Origin of the sequence: Abiotrophia defectiva ATCC 49176 (assembly GCF_000160075.2) — a bacterium.
Taxonomy (GTDB): Bacteria; Bacillota; Bacilli; order Lactobacillales; family Aerococcaceae; genus Abiotrophia; species Abiotrophia defectiva.
The window spans coordinates 1,161,002-1,181,501 of the sequence record NZ_KI535340.1; the positions used below are offsets into that span (position 1 = coordinate 1,161,002).

At 51.1% G+C, this 20,500-nt stretch carries 16 protein-coding genes; 11 read left to right on the plus strand and 5 right to left on the minus strand.

Features of this window, described 5'->3' with window-relative positions:
* A partial coding sequence (locus GCWU000182_RS05405; RefSeq protein WP_023391784.1) for an IS256 family transposase occupies positions 1–655 on the minus strand: 655 nt, incomplete at its 3' end.
* A gap of 647 nt (positions 656–1,302) precedes the next feature.
* On the opposite strand from GCWU000182_RS05405, the gene GCWU000182_RS09600 reads away from it, so the two are divergent.
* The 5 genes from GCWU000182_RS09600 to GCWU000182_RS05430 all read left to right on the plus strand — a co-directional run bounded on the left by GCWU000182_RS09600 (position 1,303) and on the right by GCWU000182_RS05430 (position 5,419).
* Positions 1,303–2,340, plus strand: coding sequence for an aggregation-promoting factor C-terminal-like domain-containing protein (locus tag GCWU000182_RS09600; RefSeq protein WP_051372928.1), 1,038 nt, complete (start codon positions 1,303–1,305; stop codon positions 2,338–2,340).
* A 224-nt stretch (positions 2,341–2,564) separates the two neighbouring features.
* The gene (locus GCWU000182_RS05415) at positions 2,565–2,849 is read left to right on the plus strand and encodes a helix-turn-helix domain-containing protein (protein ID WP_023391787.1); all 285 of its coding nucleotides are present in this window, start codon (positions 2,565–2,567) and stop codon (positions 2,847–2,849) included.
* A gap of 112 nt (positions 2,850–2,961) precedes the next feature.
* Entirely contained in the window at positions 2,962–3,378 is a 417-nt protein-coding gene (locus GCWU000182_RS05420) for an ORF6C domain-containing protein (RefSeq protein ID WP_023391788.1), read from the plus strand.
* Positions 3,375–4,511 carry a hypothetical protein gene (locus GCWU000182_RS09605; protein WP_023391789.1) on the plus strand — a complete coding sequence of 379 codons (1,137 nt, stop codon included), beginning with the start codon at positions 3,375–3,377 and terminating at the stop codon, positions 4,509–4,511. Before GCWU000182_RS05420 ends, GCWU000182_RS09605 begins: the two co-directional genes overlap by 4 nt.
* A gap of 284 nt (positions 4,512–4,795) precedes the next feature.
* Positions 4,796–5,419 (plus strand): RNA polymerase sigma factor, encoded by a 624-nt coding sequence (locus GCWU000182_RS05430; protein WP_023391790.1) that lies wholly within the window; start codon positions 4,796–4,798, stop codon positions 5,417–5,419.
* Between the two features lie 253 nt (positions 5,420–5,672).
* On the opposite strand, the gene GCWU000182_RS05435 is transcribed toward GCWU000182_RS05430, so the two are convergent.
* Positions 5,673–6,443 carry a response regulator transcription factor gene (locus GCWU000182_RS05435; RefSeq protein WP_023391792.1) on the minus strand — a complete coding sequence of 257 codons (771 nt, stop codon included), beginning with the start codon at positions 6,441–6,443 and terminating at the stop codon, positions 5,673–5,675.
* Positions 6,440–7,237 (minus strand): sensor histidine kinase, encoded by a 798-nt coding sequence (locus GCWU000182_RS10275; protein WP_169727603.1) that lies wholly within the window; start codon positions 7,235–7,237, stop codon positions 6,440–6,442. The genes GCWU000182_RS05435 and GCWU000182_RS10275 overlap by 4 nt, the downstream gene beginning before the upstream one ends.
* A 1,023-nt stretch (positions 7,238–8,260) precedes the next feature.
* Between GCWU000182_RS10275 and GCWU000182_RS05450 the strand changes: the two genes are divergently transcribed.
* From GCWU000182_RS05450 to GCWU000182_RS09610, 4 genes are all read left to right on the plus strand, one after another.
* The gene (locus GCWU000182_RS05450; protein WP_023391794.1) at positions 8,261–9,514 is read left to right on the plus strand and encodes a C40 family peptidase; all 1,254 of its coding nucleotides are present in this window, start codon (positions 8,261–8,263) and stop codon (positions 9,512–9,514) included.
* Between the two features lie 25 nt (positions 9,515–9,539).
* The gene (locus tag GCWU000182_RS05455; RefSeq protein ID WP_023391795.1) at positions 9,540–10,703 is read left to right on the plus strand and encodes a hypothetical protein; all 1,164 of its coding nucleotides are present in this window, start codon (positions 9,540–9,542) and stop codon (positions 10,701–10,703) included.
* Positions 10,704–11,667: 964 nt separating this feature from the next.
* Entirely contained in the window at positions 11,668–12,180 is a 513-nt protein-coding gene (locus GCWU000182_RS10430) for a glycoside hydrolase family 73 protein (protein WP_407645268.1), read from the plus strand.
* 169 nt (positions 12,181–12,349) lie between these two features.
* The gene (locus GCWU000182_RS09610; RefSeq protein ID WP_051372929.1) at positions 12,350–13,552 is read left to right on the plus strand and encodes an LPXTG cell wall anchor domain-containing protein; all 1,203 of its coding nucleotides are present in this window, start codon (positions 12,350–12,352) and stop codon (positions 13,550–13,552) included.
* A 365-nt stretch (positions 13,553–13,917) separates the two neighbouring features.
* Here the strand turns inward: GCWU000182_RS09610 and GCWU000182_RS05470 are convergent, their stop codons facing one another.
* Positions 13,918–15,102 carry an IS256 family transposase gene (locus GCWU000182_RS05470; protein ID WP_023391579.1) on the minus strand — a complete coding sequence of 395 codons (1,185 nt, stop codon included), beginning with the start codon at positions 15,100–15,102 and terminating at the stop codon, positions 13,918–13,920.
* A 296-nt stretch (positions 15,103–15,398) separates the two neighbouring features.
* On the minus strand, positions 15,399–15,944 hold the full coding sequence (locus GCWU000182_RS05475; protein ID WP_023391800.1) for a TetR/AcrR family transcriptional regulator: 546 nt from the start codon (positions 15,942–15,944) through the stop codon (positions 15,399–15,401).
* A 132-nt stretch (positions 15,945–16,076) separates the two neighbouring features.
* Between GCWU000182_RS05475 and GCWU000182_RS05480 the strand changes: the two genes are divergently transcribed.
* Positions 16,077–16,778, plus strand: coding sequence for an ABC transporter ATP-binding protein (locus GCWU000182_RS05480; protein ID WP_023391801.1), 702 nt, complete (start codon positions 16,077–16,079; stop codon positions 16,776–16,778).
* 331 nt (positions 16,779–17,109) lie between these two features.
* Positions 17,110–20,475 carry an FtsX-like permease family protein gene (locus GCWU000182_RS05485; protein ID WP_023391802.1) on the plus strand — a complete coding sequence of 1,122 codons (3,366 nt, stop codon included), beginning with the start codon at positions 17,110–17,112 and terminating at the stop codon, positions 20,473–20,475.
* Positions 20,476–20,500: the final 25 nt, after the last annotated feature.

The following is a 20,500-nucleotide window of genomic DNA, read 5'->3' on the forward strand; positions in this document are numbered from 1 at the left end:
GGGATTGAAGGAAGGTCAGCCAAGCCTCTTTGCTTTCTTCTTCTGGCACCCAAAAGCCGATGATTTCGCGCTTGTTGGCCTCGTTGACCCCTTGGGCTAGGTAGACCGCTTTGGACACCACGCGGCCCTCTTCGCGCACCTTAATGTAAAGGGCATCGAGGTAGAGATAGCGGAAGTGGCTGTGGGTCAGAGTGCGGTTTTTGAAGGCTTCAATCTCAGGATCCAGCCGCTTCATCACATCTGACACAAAGGACTTGGAGACCGTCTCGCCACACAATTCTTGCACAATCTTGGTGACTTTACGCGTAGAGACCCCATTGACTACCATTTCCATCATGGAGAGCAAGAAGGCTTGTTCGTTGCGCTGATAGCGTTCAAAGAGCTCGGTTTTGAACTCGCCAGAGCGCGTGCGTGGGACTTGTAATTTAAGGGTGCCGATGGATAGCGTCCATTGGCGTTCATAGTAACCGTTGCGATAGTCTTGGCGCTGATCGGAGCGTTCATGGGGAGCGGCTTGGATGAACTGGTGGCGTTCTTCTTCCATGTAGGCATTGAAGACGGTAATGGCCAGCGACTTCATGAGCGTGTTCATGTCACTGTTTAAAACTGCCTCTGTTAATTCTTCAAGTTTTAGGTTAATATTAAGGTAAGTCATGGTAATCTCCTCTTTCAATGTTTTCCGACAACTACATTGTACCAGAGATTACCTGGCTTTTTCTTTTTACACAATTATAGGGACTTAATCCCGAAAGCCCCGAAAAGCCGTGAGCCAGTGGTCCACTCTTTCGAGTGGACCACTAGCTCCTGGGAAAAGTGCGGAAACAGGGTCAAAAGCCCCGAAAAGTCGTGAGCCAGTGGACCACTCCGTCGAGTGGACCACTAGCTCCCTAAGAACAAGGCAGCACCCGAGTAAAAAGTTACAGCCAGGTTACAATCCCCGCCCTAGATAACAAACTTGCGTCAGCTTGGGGCGGGATCCTTTAAAGCTGATTAACATCTGGGGCATTTTCCCCACAGGGGCGTCTAATTAGGGTATGATAAGTATGTGACACGAGGTGGAGGGTCACTGGCCGCGCCAAGTTTGGCGGCTTTTCCTAGCTTAATAGGTCTAGGTCAGCAAGTCCGGCTTTCAGGCTTTCCGGCTTTCCGGAGTGCAAGCCCGACTTTCAGGAGTTCAAGCCAAGCTTTCCGGAGTTTCAGCAAGCCTACTTCCAGGAGCTCACGCAAGTCCAGCGCCTACCCACTAAAAGAATTTAACGTCTGCGCCCGAGGGCGTGTGCGATGTATAAAGGAGATATCTATATGAAGAAGACACTTAAAGTGGTGACTGCCTTAACTGTATTAGGTTTCGCAGCACAACAAGCAACTGCCTTAGCCGTAGATTATTCTGATGCGTCTGTAACCGGCTGGGTTCAACGGACGGTTGAACATGTCCGCAACTCTGTAACCAACTCACAATACTATGTGGTACAGTGGGGCGACACCTTATGGACCATTTCTCAGGCCTTAGATGTGCCAACAGAATCTTTAGTCGGTCTTAACGGCATTGCCAACCCAGACTTGATTATTGCAGGGTCTGTCATCTACTATAACCCAAGCGCTAACACCGTGACCTTAGACGACCGTCAAGGTAACGTGGAAACCGTTCAAGCGGATACCCACCAACAAGTGACCGCTGAAACTGTCCCACAAGAAGTTTTAGCTGAAGCAAGCCAACAACCAGTTGACTTGTCACCAGTCACTCAAGTTCATCAAGCACCAACGGCTTCTGCCGCTGCTTTCCAAGAAGCACAAGCCGCAGCTGCAGCGCAAGCTCAAGAACAAGCTCAACCAGTTGCTGAGCCTGCCAGCGCCCAAGAGCAAGCAAGCCAATCTTCTGAGTCTCAAGTCCAAGCTGCTAGCGAAGTCAACGCGCCAGTTTCGGTTGAAGAAAGCTCAAGTCCTGTTGCGGAATCTACAGCTCCTGTAGCTGAAACGCCAGCGCCAGTCCAAGAAGCGCCAGCGACTCCAGCTGCCCCAGCACTAGCGGAGTCTTCTGAAGAAGCTGCTCCAGCTGCTGAAGAAAGCAAGACCGAAGAAACAAGTAACAGCTCAAGCTCAGGCTACCAAGGGATCCAATCCGCAGCCAAAGAATGGATTGCGCAGAAGGAATCCGGTGGTGACTACAACGCAGTCAACCCATCAGGTCGTTACATCGGCCGTTACCAATTAACTGCTGAGTACTTGAACGGTGACTACTCCATTGAGAACCAAGAACGCGTGGCTGACGAATACGTTAAGAACCGTTACGGTTCTTGGGAAGCAGCCAAAGTCTTCTGGGAAGCCAACGGCTGGTACTAAGAAATGCAAGAGAGACGGGAAGTTTAGCTTCCCGTCTTTTTTTGTGCCTATAAATAATGCCGCTTAGTACCGGTCCCAGGCCAAAGTCAGTTAACAAAAGTTAACAAGTTGTGCGATTTTACCGGAAATAATTAAAATCATCTTGAAAATTCGTGAAGATGGGAATATGATGTAGTTGTAAACCTTTTCTTAAAGGTAATATAAGTCAGAAAGGAGGGATTACAATGGCAGACTATCGCGCTAACAGCGATGAGGATTATGATGCTGGCTTCTTGATTCAACTGATTGAGGCAGATTATGGTAGCCAGAAGGAACGGGCCCAACGTTATGGGATTGACCGCTCCCTCTTGAACCGGATTATCTGTGGCCACTATAAGCCGCGGCGACGCGTGGCCTTGCGTTTGGCCCTGGGTCTCAATCTAGATAACGACGCCTTCGTTCGTATCTTCTACCACCAACTATGGTTGCGTGAGCATCCTGAAGCGGCAGAAGACAGAACTCAAGGCTGACCCCATCATTTCAGAGAAGATATCGAGCCGTGACCCGGTGGCCACGTCCTCAACTAGCCAAGCGGCTGGCGCTCGATAGCAAGCACAGTTGTCACCTATAGGGGGAATACTTATGGCAACGAATGTTAACAAAAACACAAATAAAGCAAATTCTCTGTCACCACAAGATGTCCAAACGGTCCTAGCGGCCCTCATGAAATTGGCCAGCGACCGTCCCGCCCTAGAGAGTCGGCCAGAACCGGTCATCCTACCGGCCGTCGCCGAAGGCCTGGCCTCTATACGCCGTCAGTGCCTGAGGGACTGGTTGGGCGGACCTCAAGCCCCAGCCTATCTCAATGAGGGGCTGCGCTACCGACTCTTCCACCAGGCCCAACGCGACTTCAAACTCCAGTTCGAGGTCAGTCGCTTCGACATGATTCGCCAAGGCGACAAGCAAGCCGCCCTGGATTTCTGGGCCAAATGGCAACCTGCCAGTGCCCTGCGTCAGGCCATTCAAGCCTGCAATGAGAGAGAGGGGCAGGACCTATGAGCCTCAAACGCGTCGTTGACACCCGATTCTGGAATCAAGTAGACGTTATGGAACGCTATTCCTCCCAGGATAAGCTCTTTGCCTTATATCTCATGACCTGTCCGCGTTCGACACAGCTGGGCATCTATTCCCTGCCCAAGCGGGTCATTGCCTTTGATATGAGTCTGGACGATGATCAGGTGGGGCAACTCCTGGCTCGCTTTCAAGACGATTATCAGGTCATCGCCTATTCCGATCAGACCCAGGAAGTGGCCATTCTGGACTTTCTCACCTATAGCCTAGTCAAAGGCGGCCAGCCGGTCGAGCGCCTGCTACGCAACCAGGCCGAAGATGTCCGCGATAGCCAACTCTTAGTCAAGGTCTTCCAGCACCTAGCCAGTTATTATGAGCACAGCCACCGCCTAATCGACCAACTGTCCCAGGAGGTCCTAGCCACCGAACTTAAGCGCCGCCAGGAGTTAGGCAGTGAGGGGGAAGGGGTTAGTCCTTTGAGCCAGGGGACCCAGCTGCTTAGTGGCAGTCAAGAAACTCATGTGGCTTCCAGGAGCCTAAGCACCCGTGACCTCCATAATCAAGATCCTAATCAGAAAGACAATCAGATTCATAAAGAGAATCAGAGTCATAATCACAATCAGAATCAGAATCATAAATCAGCGTCCAAGCTGGACCATGATTCGGAGGGCAAATCACTAGCCAGTCAGCTCATGACTGATCCAGACCTGACAAAGGGACGCGACAGCGAATCAACCTTAGGCCTGCCAATGATTAGCTTGGACAGCGCCACTAGCACCCAACCCTTTGGCCAGGCCATCAAGCTACCAGACCAGAGCCTCAGCCAGACCCTAGCCCGGGCCCAGTCCCTGACCAGTAAGCCAGGCCAGTCCCAGGCGGGCATCAGCCAGCAGACCATGGATCAATTTGTCCGGGTGGAGCGCGACATGGCCAAGCTGCGGCCCTTCTACGAGCGCTACTTTGGTACCATGACTGGGGCGGAAAGCCTACAATTTCGGAACTGGCTGGCTAAGATTGGTTACTGGCCCGTCATCGAAGCCATCGAGCAGGCTCATCGTCGCCAGGCCAAGAAGCCCTTTGCCTATATTAGCACCATCTGCCAGCAGGCTAGCAAGGCCTAGCGCACCCTCGGCATCCACTATGAGGAGGGGAAATCAGGTCCCGTCGCTCCAAGCCGGCGGACCTTTCCAGACATAAGAAAACAACCGCCTGCGTCAACAAGCGGTTGTTCAGTCGAACTAGTGGGGTCAGTCTTAGTTTAACACAGGACGCGCCCCAATAGGTGACTGATTAAGCACAAATATCATGGCGCCTGCCTAGTCTTGCCCAGGCTTGGCCTCATCCCTTAGGGTGAAATCGGGATGGGGAGTGTGGGCTGACTGGCGGCGCCCCAAGAGGTGAAACCATGCTGACACAAGACCAGACGCTGGATCAAACAACGCTCGTCGAACAGTATGGTGGGGTCATACACTATGTATTACATTCGCAAGGTTACTACCGTGGCCATCCCGACTATGAGGACTTCTATCAGGAACTCTACCTCAAACTCTGGGACCTGGCCCACAAGTTTCAGGGCAATTTCCTAGAAGAGCAGAGTCGCAGCCGCTTCGTTGGCTATGTCAAGCCGGCCCTGCGCTACTATCTCTGGGATCTGGCCCGGGCCGCCAGCCGCCGGCGCAGTCGCGAGCCCTTAGGTCTATTGGCAAATGGCGGCGGGGCTGAGCCCGATTCGGAGTTAGTGGCTGATTTGCTGGCTCAGGATTTGAAGCGGTCGGAGACGGGCGCCTGGCAAGCCCAGCAGGGCGGGACACAGGAGTCTAGTCAGGGGGCGGACGCCTTCTTGCAAGCCACCCGCTCGCGTTTGTCTGATAAAGAGGCAGACTTTCTGAGTCTCTTGCTGGATCCGCGCCTGACCGACACCGCCAAAGCCCGCCAACTCGGCATCAGCCTCAGCTCCTACGACGACCGCCGCACCCGCCTAGCCACCAAGCTATGGGATCTGAAGGCTTTGTTGAAAGGGGAGGGGTAGCGGCTGCAACTTTTCGGGGCATTTATCCGGATTTCAGCCATTTCCTAGGTAGCTAGTGGTCCACTCTCCAGAGTGGACCACTAGCTCGTGCAGTATCGGGTCAAAAGCCCAGATTCTGCCTTTTTCTAGGAAGCCAGTGGTCCACTCCGTCGAGTGGACCACTGGCGCGCGCCAAACAAGGCACCAGCCCCATCCGCCCCACACAAAAAGCACTGCGCCCCGCTAAGGGGCGCAGTGCTTTTGCTTTATTTGCCTAGTGAGGTTGGGGCTTAATATTCCGCACCTTGAGGGCGCGGATGACGCGGCCGTACTGGCGTTGGGCGATACCTAGGGAGTAGCCGCCTTCCACGGTCAGGGTGTGCAGCATGGGGTTGTAGCTGACGACCTTGTCTAGGTTGACGATTTCGGACCGGCTAATGGCCATGAAGGGCTCAGCCAGTTCATCGACTAGCTCTTTCATAGAATGATAGAACTGATAGCGGGCATTGACGCCGACCACCTCAACAGTATGGGCCTGGGGCAGGGTGGCGAAGAAGCGAATCTTATCGTAGCTGAGGCTAATCTGGCTCTTACCTTGTTTGAAGGTGAAGACTTGCTTGGCCTGGCCATTGAGACTGCGCCAGTCGTTGATGGTGTCCAGACACTCCTTGACCCGCTGGGTCATTTCCTCCAAGTTTTCCTTAGGAATGAAGTCCAGCGCCTGCACCTTATAGCGCAGGGAAAGGGGCAGGTAGTCCTCCTTAGTAGTGACAAAAATAATCTTAGAGCTATCGTCAAATTGCCGGATTCGGCGAGCCACATCCATGCCAGTAAGCTCATGTTGCAAGTCAATATCCAGGAAGAAGACGGCATTTCCTCGGCGATCCGTCCAGTTATTTAAGAGCTTGTCCGGGTCGCCCGTCACGCAGGCCAACTCCATGGGATAATCTTCGATCATGACATAGCGCTCAATCAGATCCGCTAGCCACTGACGCTGCTTGGGATTGTCTTCGCAGAGGTAGATGGGAAATTTGAAACTGGTCATGGGGCGAGCAACTCCTTCCCGATAATTAAATCTTGGCTGAAGCGGCCATTAGCGAACTGGGTTAAGAGCTGGAAATGACTCTGACGAGCCAGCTCCATGGCGTTAGGCAATCCTAGGCCTCGGCCGCTGCCTTTGCTAGAGTAGCCAGCTTCTAGCAGTTTGTTAAGGTCGCCGGGGTCTTCTTGACAGTCATTTTCAATAATGAGGTGGACTTGCCCTTGATCCTCGAAGACCGCCAAGGCTAGCTTGCCGCCCTCCTGATTGCTTAGGGCTTCAATGGCATTGTCCAGCAGAATCCCGATAATACGGACCAAGTAGATAGGGTTGCGCGCGACATTGAGGTGGATGTCGTCCGGCACCTCAATACTGAGGTCGATGCCATTAGTCCCAGCAAAGGCCAATTTGGTGAAGAGCAGATTGCGGACATCCGGACTCTGAATCTTGGACAGCCGACTGAGTTCTTGGCCCAGCTGGTCGGTCGTGACTTGAGTAGGTTGGATATGTTGATGGAAATAATCTGCCAGCTCCTGCCATTCTTGGTCGCGAATGTAGCCTTCCAGGGTCAGGAGGATGTTCTTATAGTCATGACGGAACTTACGCATTTCCTGATATTGGTCGGCCATCATGCTAGAAAAGGCCTGACTAACCATGAACTGCTCCTTCTCACGGGCGACTTCTTGGGATTTGTTGAGCGCATTGTTGAGGAAGAGGACGGACAGGATGTACATCAGTGGCAGAATAAGGAAGGGAAGTGAGACGATTTCGGCTTGGAGCTCGTTAATTTCAAAGAGCATAGCCATCGACGTAGTAATGTCACTAATAATATAGAAAAAGAAGAAAGATAGGAAGAATGTAATGCTGGCAGCATCGAAAATTTTAAGATGTGCTTTTAGGTAATCGAGTAGTTTTACCTCACAACGTGTCAGTATTACAAGAATAATAAAAGGCAATAGGTATGAAATGAAAAAATCCATTTCCATTGGGTCTAGGGGGAGAACAGAAAGCAAAAAATCTTCGATATAACCTTCAAGCCGAAGGTTAATTAAGGGCAGTGTCGCATAGATGATAACGGAAGAAAGGCGATGCTCTTGTATTTTGCCTAACTCAATCATATGTCCTAAAAGCAAGAGGAGAAATACCAGTGTATGCAGAATGTAGGTAGGTAGCCCCCGGTCTTGAGATAGCTGCGACATAAAGTAAATTAGAACAGCGTATATTAATAGCGATAGTCTAAGTTTCAATGGCTTACGCTGAAAAAATATACTAATCATCAAATGATATGTTTCACTAAAGTTCATAAGAAATAATTCCAAGGTTTATTCCTCCCTAGCATTCCCTCTAGCAAGGGATTTAATGCGAAAATGATGACTAAAACGACGAAAATGATGACTTGTCATCGAAAATGATGTTTTGAACATCGCTTTTGATGTTTTGCAATCGAAAATGACGAAAAAACTATCACTTATGACGACTTCAAACTATTTTCTACGATTCTATTATATAGTTATCTCATCAAAACAACAAGGAGTTGGAAGAGAATATGAGGAGAAAATTTTTAAGCCTTGTGTTAGCTTGTCTGATTCTTAGTTTTAATCAGATAACTGCGCAAGCTTCAGAAGCTAATAGAGGGGGTGAAAATATAGGATATGTTTGTTTCCATAAGGTTCCATATCGTGCAAGATTTGCTACCTATCCTCCGGAGCAATATGGTGGAAGAAAATTATGCTTAGTAACTAAAATGAAAGATGGATCGTATTTTGCTTATTACAAATAGATATTTAACTATCAAAAAAACAAAGTAAAAGGGAGAAATTAAAATGAACAAGAAATTATTTTTATGTGGTGCAGCATTAGTAGCAATTTTAGCAACAGAACAAGCAGTCAAGGCAGAGGAAGTAACCGAAGCTCAATCAACACCTACTGTTGAATTAGTCGAAAAAGTACAACCTATTGAGTCAACTCTAAGTCAAGCGCCTCAAGCTCCAGAGACAGCAAAAGTTGAAGCAGCCCCAACTGCTAAGCTAGGGAGTGTGGCCGAAGAAAAAGCGCCAGAGGATAAGAAAGTACCAGACGATAAGAAGACAGAAGAAACTAAGATCCAAGAGTCTTCCGAAGCCGAAGCGAAACCTGCTATCGAAGAAAAAGTATCAGAGCTAGCTTCAAGTCAAGAAGCCAAGGATGATGTGAAGAAAGAAGCTAATGAAGAAGCCAAACAAGCAGACAAGAAAGAAAAAGAAGATAAAGGCTACACTGGCTTCAAGTCTCGCGGGGAGGCGGCACAGTATCACCAAGTAAAATCAGGAGACTCTCTATGGGCAATCGCGAACCTCTATAAGATTACCTTGGACGAGCTGCTTAAATATAACAACTTCTCATCATTAAGCACAATGATCCATCCGGGAGATAAGCTAGTTGTAAAACCAGGTAAGCCTGCTACTAGTACGCCAACTAATGACGATAATCCAGCAAGTGGAAGCAATAATTATACACCTGACACTACTCATACCATTCAATCAGGTGATTCTCTCTGGCTGTTATCACAACGTTACGGAGTGACGCTTGACGATTTGGTTAAGTGGAATGGCTTCAGCTCATATCGTGATATGATTCATCCAGGACAACAAATTATCGTTAAGAAGGGCTCTGGTAATTCTGGCAAGGCAACCCCAGCGCCAGCAAAACCACAACCTACTACACCATCAACTTTGGATGCTAGACGTCAGAAAGTCATTGAAGTGGCTAAGAAGTATTTAGGTGTACCATACGTTTATGGCGGTAAAACACCAAGCGGCTTTGACTGTTCAGGTTTTGTCGGCTATGTATTCAAGGAAGCTTTGGGAATTGATATTACAACATGGACAGTTACTCAAGAACGTAAAGGGACTGAAGTCGCAATCAAAGATGCAAAACCAGGTGACCTCTTCTTCTATGGTCCTCGTGGTGGCACCGAGCATGTCTCCATCTATTTAGGTGGTAAGCAATATATTCATGCTCCTTATCCAGGCCAAGTTGTTAAGATTGCGGATATGACCTACTATATGCCAAGTTTTGCTCGTCGGATTATTCAATAATCCAATGTTCTAGGAGGATATTATCATGAAAAAAGTTGTTCATAAGCTAATGGCCTTAGCGGCTCTTGTGGGGATGGGTTTGCCAGTTGTGCAAGCCCAGGCCCAAGAACAGCCTAATGTATTACCCGTTGTGAGTCTTGTACCCAAAGATGCAGCGCCAAGAATCGGGCGCAATGCCTTAGTCAAGATTAACTTAGTAGGTGCCGATAATGTCGTTCATAAGTCGCTCTATTACACTAGCTTCAACACGGTGGATATTACCTTGGGCCAAGTAGCTAGCTTGCTAGGGTCAAGTTATGACATTGAATTAGCACCACAAAATGTGCAAACAGACACCCATCTCAAGAATTATGTGACCGACCATGGCGAGTTCTATGGAAGTTACTTAGCAGCTAATTTTGTTCTTAAGAACCCAGATCAAGTTCCAGTTGAAAAAGCTGAAGAACCTGTTATCTATCCCGTTACCGTATTGGAAGAAAAAGGAGCAGACCTATTCTATGAACAATTAGTGACAGTAGATGTTAAGGACCAAGCAGAGACTGACTTAGCTACCACCCATTACTTAATTAATAGTGATAGCACAGAATCTCCAGTTGACTTAGCGGCAGCTAGCTTTACCAAGGAGCACCCTGAGTATCATGTGGACGCGCAAACCGCCAAGTTACAAGGTAGCGTTAACCGCCAGCAACTAGAGCAAGTCCTTACAAGTCTAGGGACTGTTAATGTCTTCCGTAGCCACTATGTCTTAACGGCGGTCCAAGCTGCCAAACCTCAAGTAGCAGTAGCTGAGCCAGCAGCTCAATCATCAGCTGCAACCGTAAGTAGCCAAGCAAGCCAAAGTCAAGAAGCGACTTCATCTGCGCAAGCCAAAGAAAATAAGGCAGAAAAACCAGCTCCAAGCAAGAAAGAAGAGAAGATTGATACAGTTAAGAAAGAAGTTAGTCAATCTCCAAGTAAGAAGGTTGACGCTCCAACTAATCTAGCTAAGAAAGATGGTCAGTCAGAGAAAGCTAACAAAGCAACCCAAAGCCCTGCTCCGGTAGCTGCGGCCACACCAAGCAACAAGATTGGCAGACAGTTACCAAATACAGGTGAAGTCAATATTGGAATTATCTCAATCCTATCCCTTGGATTAACACTGATTGGTTTCTTAATCGTCTTGGCAGAAAAACGTCGTTTAAGAAGATAGACTTATGAACGTGATAGAAAGGTTGTCAGTAAGTATGCAGAATAAAATATTCAAATTTACCTTAGTCGCAGCATTTTCTTTATGCTTTCATCAAGGGATCGTACATGCCAATGAGGCTAATAGCATATCGTCTCAGAACTCCATAGCTGAATCTAGCGATTATCGGCCATCAGAAAATGAGTTAGCTCCTGCCTCTCTTGAAGACTTATCCGAATCTATGACAAGTATTAGTGAACAAGACTTATCAGCTTCTGACGTGATTAGTAGTAGCTCTAAAGAATCACTAGATGTAAGTGAGCAAGAGCTTTCTGGAGTGGAATCAGAAGCAAGTAAGGCTACTAACAGTGAATCAGAGTCTCTAACAAAGGATGAGACAAATACAGAGAGTGGAAAAGTGAGTCTTCGTTCACCGGGAAATGTTGAACGTCATTATACCATTAAATCAGGTGACTCCTTGTGGCTGATTGCTAACAAGTTTGGCTTAACAATCGATGAACTACTTAAGTTGAATGGATTTGCGAATACCAGCGTCATGCTGCATCCAGGTCAGTTAATTAAAGTATCTGCTCCAAAAGAAGTAGCGAAGACTGAGCCAGAAACAAAAGCTCAACAGCCAGGCAATCCTCAAGAATATATTATTCAAAGTGGCGATTCCCTATGGCGAATTTCTCAGCGCTATAGAATTACGCTAGATGAATTAATGAAATGGAATAATTTTGCTTCACTAAATGTGATGTTGCATCCTGGGCAGAAGATCATTGTCAGCCGCCCTCAAGTAAGTAAGGATACACCTAAGCAAAAAGATGAAGTTAAGAAGGATGAAAGCAAAAAAGACGAGCCTAAAAATCAAGAAGCAAGTACTTATACCATTCAATCAGGCGATTCCTTCTGGAAGATTGCTAACCAATATGGAATGTCAGTAGACGAGCTTTTGAAGCTCAATGGATATAGCTCAGCCAATGTCATGATTCATCCTGGGCAAGTTTTGAAAGTCAAGAGTCAGTCAGCTACTTCTAATCCTAAGCCTAGCCCAGCAACAGGCAGCCTACCACGTCTCACAAGCCGCTATTATCAAGCCTTAAGTGGAGCACAGAAGCAATTCCTTAACAAGATTACTCCAGCCGCAGTAAATGGTTGGGATCAATATAAAATTTTGCCTTCTGTGACATTGGGACAAGCCATTATTGAGTCGGCATGGGGTAGCTCTCCTGGTGCTATCTATAAGAATAATTACTTTGGTGTTATGGACAGCAACGGCAGTCTCAGACGCTATGCGAGTGTGGAGGAGGGCTTTAAGCACCGTTTTGAATTTCTTCAGCATTATCGTGGTGTAGCTGGTAACCGAGATTATCGAAGCACCTTACGTAATATTCATGCCGGCGGTTATGCGGAGGCACCTGACTATGCCCAAAGTTTAATTAACCTTATTGAGCAATATGGTCTGCAAGTCTACGACACTTTTGTACTAAATAAGTAATAAGGCTATTAATTTATTATACTTCTAAACCCCCAGATAACTTTTCTGAGGGTTTTTCTCATAAAACATCAAATTCGATGATTTTTAATCGATTTTGATGACTTTGCCCCATTTTGCTGGCCCAAGGCTTATACTATAGTCAAGAAAAAGAAAAAAGGAGAGACCTACCATGAAAGCAATTATTAAAAAGAGTATTACATTATTAGCAGCCGTGAGCCTGGCTTTGCCATTGGCACCAGTGCCGGTTGCCCAAGCGCAAGAGACCTTATCCGTTGTCAACCTCATGCCTAAGGCGGACGAGACAGCATCCGAGAAGGGGCTAGTCAAGATTCATTTAGTCGACAAGGACGGCAAGGTCCACAAGACCCTCTACTATACCAGCGTCAATTCAGGAGACGTGACCTTCAACCAAATCTATGACTTGCTTAAGGGCACTTATAAGATTGAGCGCGTCCCTCAGAATATCAAGACTGATACGGCTAAGAAGCACTATGTCACAGACAAGGGCGAGTTTGACGGCCATACTTTTGAAGCCAACTTTGTCTTGGAAGCTGCCGACAGCCTGCCAGTAGAGGAAGCCCAAGAACCTAAGACTTACGCCGTGACAGAGTTGCCTAAGAAAAACCTTCTTTTAGACGCCCAACTGATGACGGTTAAGGTTCAAGATGACAAGCAAGCAGTCTCCGAAACCAGCCACTACCTGGTTAACAGCGAGACCAGCCAGTCTGCCTTCGACATGGCGGCCCAAGCTTTCGTCAAAGCCCATCCCGACTACAAAGTCGACGCCAGCCAAGCTCAACAAGTTGGCCAAATCAACCCAGACGCCAAGGAAGAGGTGCAAACTAACCTGGGCACCTTCAAGGTCTACCGCTCCAACTATGTGCTAACCGCTGTGGCGGCCGGGCAAGCAGGGCAGGCTGCGCAGTCTAGTCAAGCTAGCCAGTCTAGTCAGTCAAGTCAGGCTGCCAATAGCCAAAGCAAAGAAAGCAGCGCACCAGCTGCGAGCCAGGCATCTGGCGCCAACCAATCATCTGCTGCCAACCAAGGTGCTGCCGCAAGCCAGTCTTCTGCTGCGAGCCAGGCTAGTGGCGCCAACCAGTCTTCTGCTGCGAACCAAGCTTCAGGCGCTAACCAATCTTCTGCCGCGAGCCAAGCTTCAGGAGCTAACCAATCTTCAGCCACCAATCAAAGCTCAGTTGCCAGCCAATCTGCTAAGGAATCTAAAGAGCCAGGCGTCCGCTATGACCGTAATGGCCGCCGCCTCCCAAGCACTGGTGAAGCCTCCTCAATCCTTTCCCTCTTCATCATCGGCCTCCTAATCGTATCCGGCATCTGGATCGCCTACACCGAGCACCGCAAACAATCCCGTTAACAGCAAACAGCCCTGCCATTCGAGTGGCAGGGCTTCTTTTGTATTTTGGGAAAAAGGGAGCGGGGCGGTGGACTCATAAAAAGATAGATTCTGGCAGAGCCAGTGGTCCACTCTTCAGAGTGGACCACTAGCTCACGCCATTTCGTGGCAAAAGACCGGATTTCAGCCTTTTTCTGGGTAGCCAGTGGTCCACTCTTCAAAGTGGACCACTAGCTCGTGCTTTTTCGGGGCAAAAGCCGGATATCTGCCTTTTTCCGGGTAGCCAGTGGTCCACTCTTTAGAGTGGACCACTGGCTCACGCTATTTCGGGGCAAAAGCAGTCAAGTCCAAAATCCTGTGTAAAAATATGTAGGCTGTCCTATAGCTTATTTGCGTTTGGTGAAGTTGACCAGGAAGGGGCGTGTGTTAGCCTGCCAAGCATCGTTTAGATCAATGAGGATGGCGCCAATTAATCGCTCAGCAGAAGCGACATTAGGATAGACGCCAATGACCTTATCCCGCCGTCTGATTTCACGGTTTAAACGTTCGACAGAGTTAGTCGTCCGCAAATTGGGATGGTAAATCTCAGGCTCCATCATAAACAGGACGGCATCTTCAAAGCCCTCATCTAAAACCTTTAAGGCCTTCTGATAGCGAGGATTGTCCGCGACAGTGGCCTCAAAATCTTCCTTAAGCCGCCTTGCATGTTCGGCGGTGGGTGCCTGGAATATGGCCTTCAACTTAGCGCGTGCCTCGAAACTCCCTTTTCTAGGAATGGTCTCGACAATGTTGGACAAGAAATGAAAGACGCAACGTTGCCAAGGGACGCCGACAAAACAGTGCTGGATGGCTGCTCTGAGGCCAGAATGAGCGTCTGAAATAATCAGGGTAGGCTGGCTCAAACCACGGGCTCGCAGGGACTGAAGGAAGGTCAGCCAAGCCTCCTTGCTTTCTTCTTCTGACACCCAAAAGCCGATGATTTCGCGCTTGTTGGCCTCGTTGACCCCTTGAGCTAGGTAGACCGCCTTGGACACCACACGACCCTCTTCACGCACCTTAATGTAAAGGGCATCGAGGTAGAGGTAGCGGAAGTGACTGTGGGTCAGGGTCCGGTTTTTGAAGGCTTCAATCTCAGGATCCAGTCGCTTCATGACATCTGACACAAAGGACTTGGAAACCGTCTCGCCACACAATTCTTGCACGATTTTGGTGACTTTGCGTGTAGAGACCCCATTGACTACCATTTCCATCATAGAGAGCAGGAAGGCCTGTTCGTTGCGCTGGTAACGTTCAAAGAGCTCAGTTTTAAACTCACCAGAACGCGTGCGTGGGACTTGTAATTTAAGGGTGCCGATGGAGAGCGTCCATTGGCGTTCATAGTAACCGTTGCGATAGTCTTGGCGCTGGTCGGAGCGTTCATGGGGAGCGGCTTGGATGAACTGGTGGCGTTCTTCTTCCATGTAGGCATTAAAGACGGTAATAGCCAGCGACTTCATGAGCGTGTTCATGTCACTGTTTAAAACTGCCTCTGTTAATTCTTCAAGTTTTAGGTTAATATTAAGGTAAGTCATGGTAATCTCCTCTTTCAATGTTTTCGGACAACTACATTGTACCAGAGATTACCTGGCTTTTTCTTTTTACACAATTATAGGGACTTAATCGCAAAAGCCCGGTTTTCGCCTTTTTCCCAGGAAGCCAGTGGTCCACTCTCCAGAGTGGACCACTAGCTCACGCCATTTCGGGGCAAAAGCCCGGATTTCAGCCTTTTCCCAGGCAGCCAGTGGACCACTCTCCAAAGTGGACCACTAGCTCACGCCATTTCGGGGCATTTGCCCAGTTTCAGCCTTTTTCCGCGTCACCCACCCCTTTACCAGTTAGTAAAGTCGATCACTTTGCTAAAGATGTCGCGGATTTCTTGGGGGGATTCTTTGGCGCCGCTGCTGACCCAGAGGTTGATGATGCCCTCGACTAGGCTGAGGACGCATTCCAGGGCGTACTTTTGGCTAATAGGGAAGTTGCGGCCTAGAAAGCTCTGCAAATCGGCTGGATCTTCGCGCTGGAAGAGTTGCAGCATGAATTCGCGGATGGTGGCCTTGAAGTTGAGGTAGTTGCTCTGGGAGAGGGCGTAGATGAAGTCGTAATTTTCCTTAATATATTCCAGCACCAGCACCAGGTGGACATTGTGCTCCTGATTTTCAATGAAGAAGGTGCGCAGTTGGGTCAGGGTCTCTTCCTTGAGTTGCTCCATGAGGTCGAACTTGTCCTGGTAGTGCAGGTAGAAGGTGCCGCGGTTAATGCCGGCCCGCTGGCAGAGTTGGCGAACGGTCAGCTGCTCGAAGCCTACCTCCTGCAGGAGCTGGGTTAGGGCCGTTTTGATGGCAGCCTTGGTTTGGGTTTGGCGTTTTTGAGTCATAGGCCCTCCTTAAATAGACACTCTGTTGATTTTTGCTCATTGTCTTAGCTTTCCATCTATTCTATAATAAAAGCAGATATAAATCAACACCTGTCAATTTAAGTTTCAGGACAGGAGAAAGGACGTAACCGCATGGCCTATATTGAAGTAAAAGATTGTTCCAAGTTCTTTCCATCGGGTCAGGGGCAAATTACTGCTAACAAAGACCTGAATTTTGACATCCAGCAGGGCGAGTTGGTCATTATACTGGGAGCTTCCGGCGCCGGCAAGTCCACGCTGCTCAACATTCTGGGGGGCATGGACACGGCCAGCCAGGGGGAAATTTGGATTGACGGCCAGAACATTGCCGCCTACACCAGCCACCAGCGGACCGACTACCGTCGCTATGACGTGGGCTTCGTCTTCCAGTTCTATAATCTGGTACCCAACCTGACCGCCCTGGAAAATGTCGAGCTAGCCGCGGAAATCGTGCCCCATGCCATGGACCCAGCTCAAGCCCTGGCCGCCGTGGGCCTCAGCCACCGACTGGATAATTTTCCGGCCCAGCTATCAGGGGGCGAGCAACAACGAGTCTCCATCGCCCGCGCCCTGGCCAAGAAGCCCAAGCTCCTGCTCTGTGACGAGCCGACCGGCGCCCTGGACTATAAGACTGGCAAGCAGGTCCTGCAGATTCTTCAGGACATGTCCCGCCAGGAGGGGGCCACGGTCATTATCGTCACCCATAACGGAGCCCTGGCCCCTATCGCTGACCGGGTCATTCGTCTACATGACGCCCAAATTCAGTCGATTACGGTCAACGACCAGCCGCAGCATATTGGGGACTTGGAGTACTAGTAGATGGGGAAAGAAAAGATCGGGTTTCTGGCTCTGTGTAGCGGGGCGCTTAGAGTCTGTCGGGCCAGCGCTTTGAGCTTGCCGGGCGAGCGCTTTGAGCCTGTCGAGTCAGCGCCTTGAGCCTGCCGGGCCAGCGCTTTGTGCTTGCCGGGTGGGCGCTTTGTACCTGCCGGGCCAGCGCTTTGTGCCTGCCGGCCGAGCGCTTTTGCCTACCGGGCCAGCGCTTTGAGCCTGCCGGGTCAGCGCCTTGAGCCTGTCAAGCTAGCGACTTGAGTCTGTCATCCACCCCACAAAAATAATTAACTAACCCACCACAAAAGGAGGTCAGCCCATGACCAAGTCAACACTTTTCAAAGAATTCTGGCGTAGCCTTGGTCAGACCAAGGGGCGCTTCCTATCCATGGTCTGCCTTATGATGCTGGGGTCCTTTGCCCTGGTGGGCTTGCAGGCGGCGCCGCCGGACATTACCCAGACGGCCAGCGCCTACCTAGAAGGTTTGCGGGTTCAGGACTTGACCGTCCTGTCCGACTATGGCCTGTCCCAAGCAGACATGGAGGAGCTGGCCCAGCTGTCGGGCGCCCAGGTTGAAGGGGGCTACCTGACCGACGTGGTCCTGGACCAGACGCCAGAAGCTTGGCGGATCTTCAGCCTGACCCAGGACCTGGCCCACTATCAGCTAGTGGCCGGCCGCCTGCCTCAAGCCTCGGGGGAAATTGCTCTTTTAAGTAGCCTGCAAGGCCGCTTCCAGCTAGGCGACACCGTCAGCCTTAAGGAGTCCGGCAATGCCAAGGCCATGCTCAAACAAACGACTTTCACCATTACGGGCTTCGTCAACTCGGGCGAGCTGGGCAACCAGGTCCTCTTCGGTCCTTCAACGGCCGGCAGCGGGACCCTGGCTGGCTACGGGGTAGTGACGGCCCAGGACTTTGACAGTCCGGTCTACTCCATAGCCCGTTTGCGCTACGAGGATTTGGCCGGGCTCAACGCCTACCAGGCCCGTTACTGGCAGTTGGTGGACCAGCACCAGAGCGAGCTGGAGGCCATGCTAGCCGATAACGGCGCGGCCCGTTTGGCCCAAGTCCAATCCCAGGTCCAAAGCCAAATCAATCAGGGCCAGGCCGATATGGATTCGGCCTCAGAGGCCCTGGCATCAGGCTCCAGCCAGCTAGCTTCAGCTGAAAGCCAGTGGGCGGACCAGTCGTCTGCCTTGGACCAAGCGGCCAGCCAATGGGCTAGCCAGGATGAGACTTTGACCCAGGGCCAAGACCAGCTAGCCAGCGCCCAAGCCGCCTTAGCCCAAGCCAAGGCCCAACTGGATAGCGGGGCAGCTGCCTTGACCAGCGGCCAGGCCAATTTGACGGCCAAGTCCAAGGAACTGGCCCAAGCCAAGGCCCAGTTGGACGCCGCCAAGAGCCAGCTGGACAGCCAGGCTGAGACGCTAGCAAGCCAGAGCCAGGCATTGGCTGACGGCCAAGCCAAACTAGCCGCCGGTCAGCAGGCCCTGGCCGCCCAAGAAGAAGCCCTGCGCCAAGCCGGCCAAGATCCGGACACGGTGCCAGACATTGAGACCGCCCGCCAGGCCCTGGCTCAAGAAGCCCAAACCCTGGCCAGCGCCCAAAGTCAACTTGAAGCCGGCCAAGCCCAGTGGCAAGCCGCCAATACTAGCTACCAAGAAGGGCTGGCCCGCTACCAAGCAGGCGCCGCAGCCCTGGCCACGGGTCAGGCTCAATATGACAGCCAGGCTGCCAACTATCAAGCAGGCTTGAGCCAATACCAAGCCGGCCAGGCCCAATTGGCCAGCCAGTCGGCCGCCGCCCAAGCAGGAGCTCAGGCCCTAGAGTCGGCCAGCCAGGAAATCAGCAGTGGCCAGGAAGCCCTGGCTTCTGCCCGCCAGGAGCTGGATGACCAGCAGGCCGAATTTGCCAGCAAGGAAGCGGAGGCTCAAGCCTCCCTCAAGGAGGGGCAGGACGAACTTGACCAGGCTCGAGATAGCCTGGCAGTCCTGGTGACGCCTAAGTACCGGGTTTACAGCCGCCAGACCTATCCGGGCGACGTCGAGTTCTATACCAGCAAGCTGCGGACCGAGGGTATGGCCAATGTGGGCAATGTCTTCCCCGTGGTTCTCTACCTAGTGGCCGCCTTGGTGACTTTAACCACCATGACCCGCTTTATGAGCGAGGAAAGGCTGAAGGCTGGCCTTCTGCAAGCCCTGGGCTATGGCCCTGGCGACATCCTAGCCAAATTCCTGCTCTATGGACTTCTGTCCAGTGGCCTGGGGGCCTTGCTGGGCATTGTGGCCGGGACCTATGGCCTGCCTTATATCTTGGGCCATACGCTCTTTGCCACTTCGACCTATCCGCCTATCCAGCTGCATTTCTACTGGCAGCTAGCGGCTCTAGCCCTGGGCCTGTCCTTCCTGTCCAGCCTGCTGCCTATCTGGTGGGTGGCCCGGCGCGAATTGGCTGAAACGCCAGCCCAGCTCCTGCTGCCTAAGCCACCGGCGCGTGGCAGTCGCATCTTGTTGGAGCGGGTGACCTGGTTCTGGCGCCGCCTGACCTTCACCCAGAAGGTGACGGCCCGCAACATCTTCCGCTACAAGCAGCGCATGCTCATGACCATCCTGGGCGTGGCCGGCTCGGTGGCCTTGCTCTTCGCGGGCCTGGGCATTTCCTCGTCCTTGGCCGGCATCACCGAGCGCCAATTTGACCAGCTGGTGGGCTATGACCTGATTGTGGCCCGGCAGCAGCATGTCAATGCCTCCCAGGAAAGCGATTTGGCCTCTGCCCTGGCTCAGGATGCCCTGGCTCAGACCCTGGACATCCAGCTGCAAACGGGCCGTCAGCACTTGCCTGGCTTCAAGGATCCGCAGGAGCTGACCATTATGGTGGCGCCTAATGGTGGCTTTGGTCAGCTCATGGCCTTCTATGACGCCTATAGCCATAATCGCTTGGACTTGCCCGACCAAGGCGCCCTGATTAGCCAGAAAATGGCGGAAAAGGCAGGGCTAAGAGTGGGCGACCGCCTGACCCTGGAAGACCCCGACGGTCAGCCGGTCAGTGTGACGGTGGCGGGCATTGTCGAGCTCTATGCCGGCCACAATGTCTACCTGAGCCGGACCGCCTATGAGGCCGCCTATGGCAAGGCCTGGGCAGCCAACGCCCATTTGGTCCAGCTGACGCCTGAAGCCAAAGGCGACCTGGCTAAGGTCAGCGCCCGCTTTATGGATTTGAGCGGCGTACGTTCGGTCATCCAAAACAGCGGCGTCCGCCACCAAATCCAGGTCACCGTCGATTCCCTGGCCCTGGTCATGCAGATTCTGACCCTGGTTTCCGTCCTGCTGGCCGCCGTCATCCTCTATAATTTGACCACCATTAATGTGGCCGAGCGGATTCGGGAGCTGTCCACGATTAAGGTGCTGGGCTTCCATAATGGGGAAGTCACCCGCTACATCTACCGCGAGACCGTGGCCCTGTCCCTAGTCGGCATCCTCTTTGGCCTGGCCGGCGGCTGGGTCCTGCACCGCTATTTGCTAGCTCGCATCTCGGCAGACTTCGTCCGCTTCAACCAAAATGTCGCCTGGACCGTCTACCTGACCCCAGTCGTGGCCATCCTCTTAATCTTGGCTGCCCTGGGCTGGCTAGTAAACCGCCAACTCCGCCAAGTCGACATGCTAGAAGCTTTGAAATCAGTAGATTAGTTAGAAGCTGAAAGCCTTCCCTGAT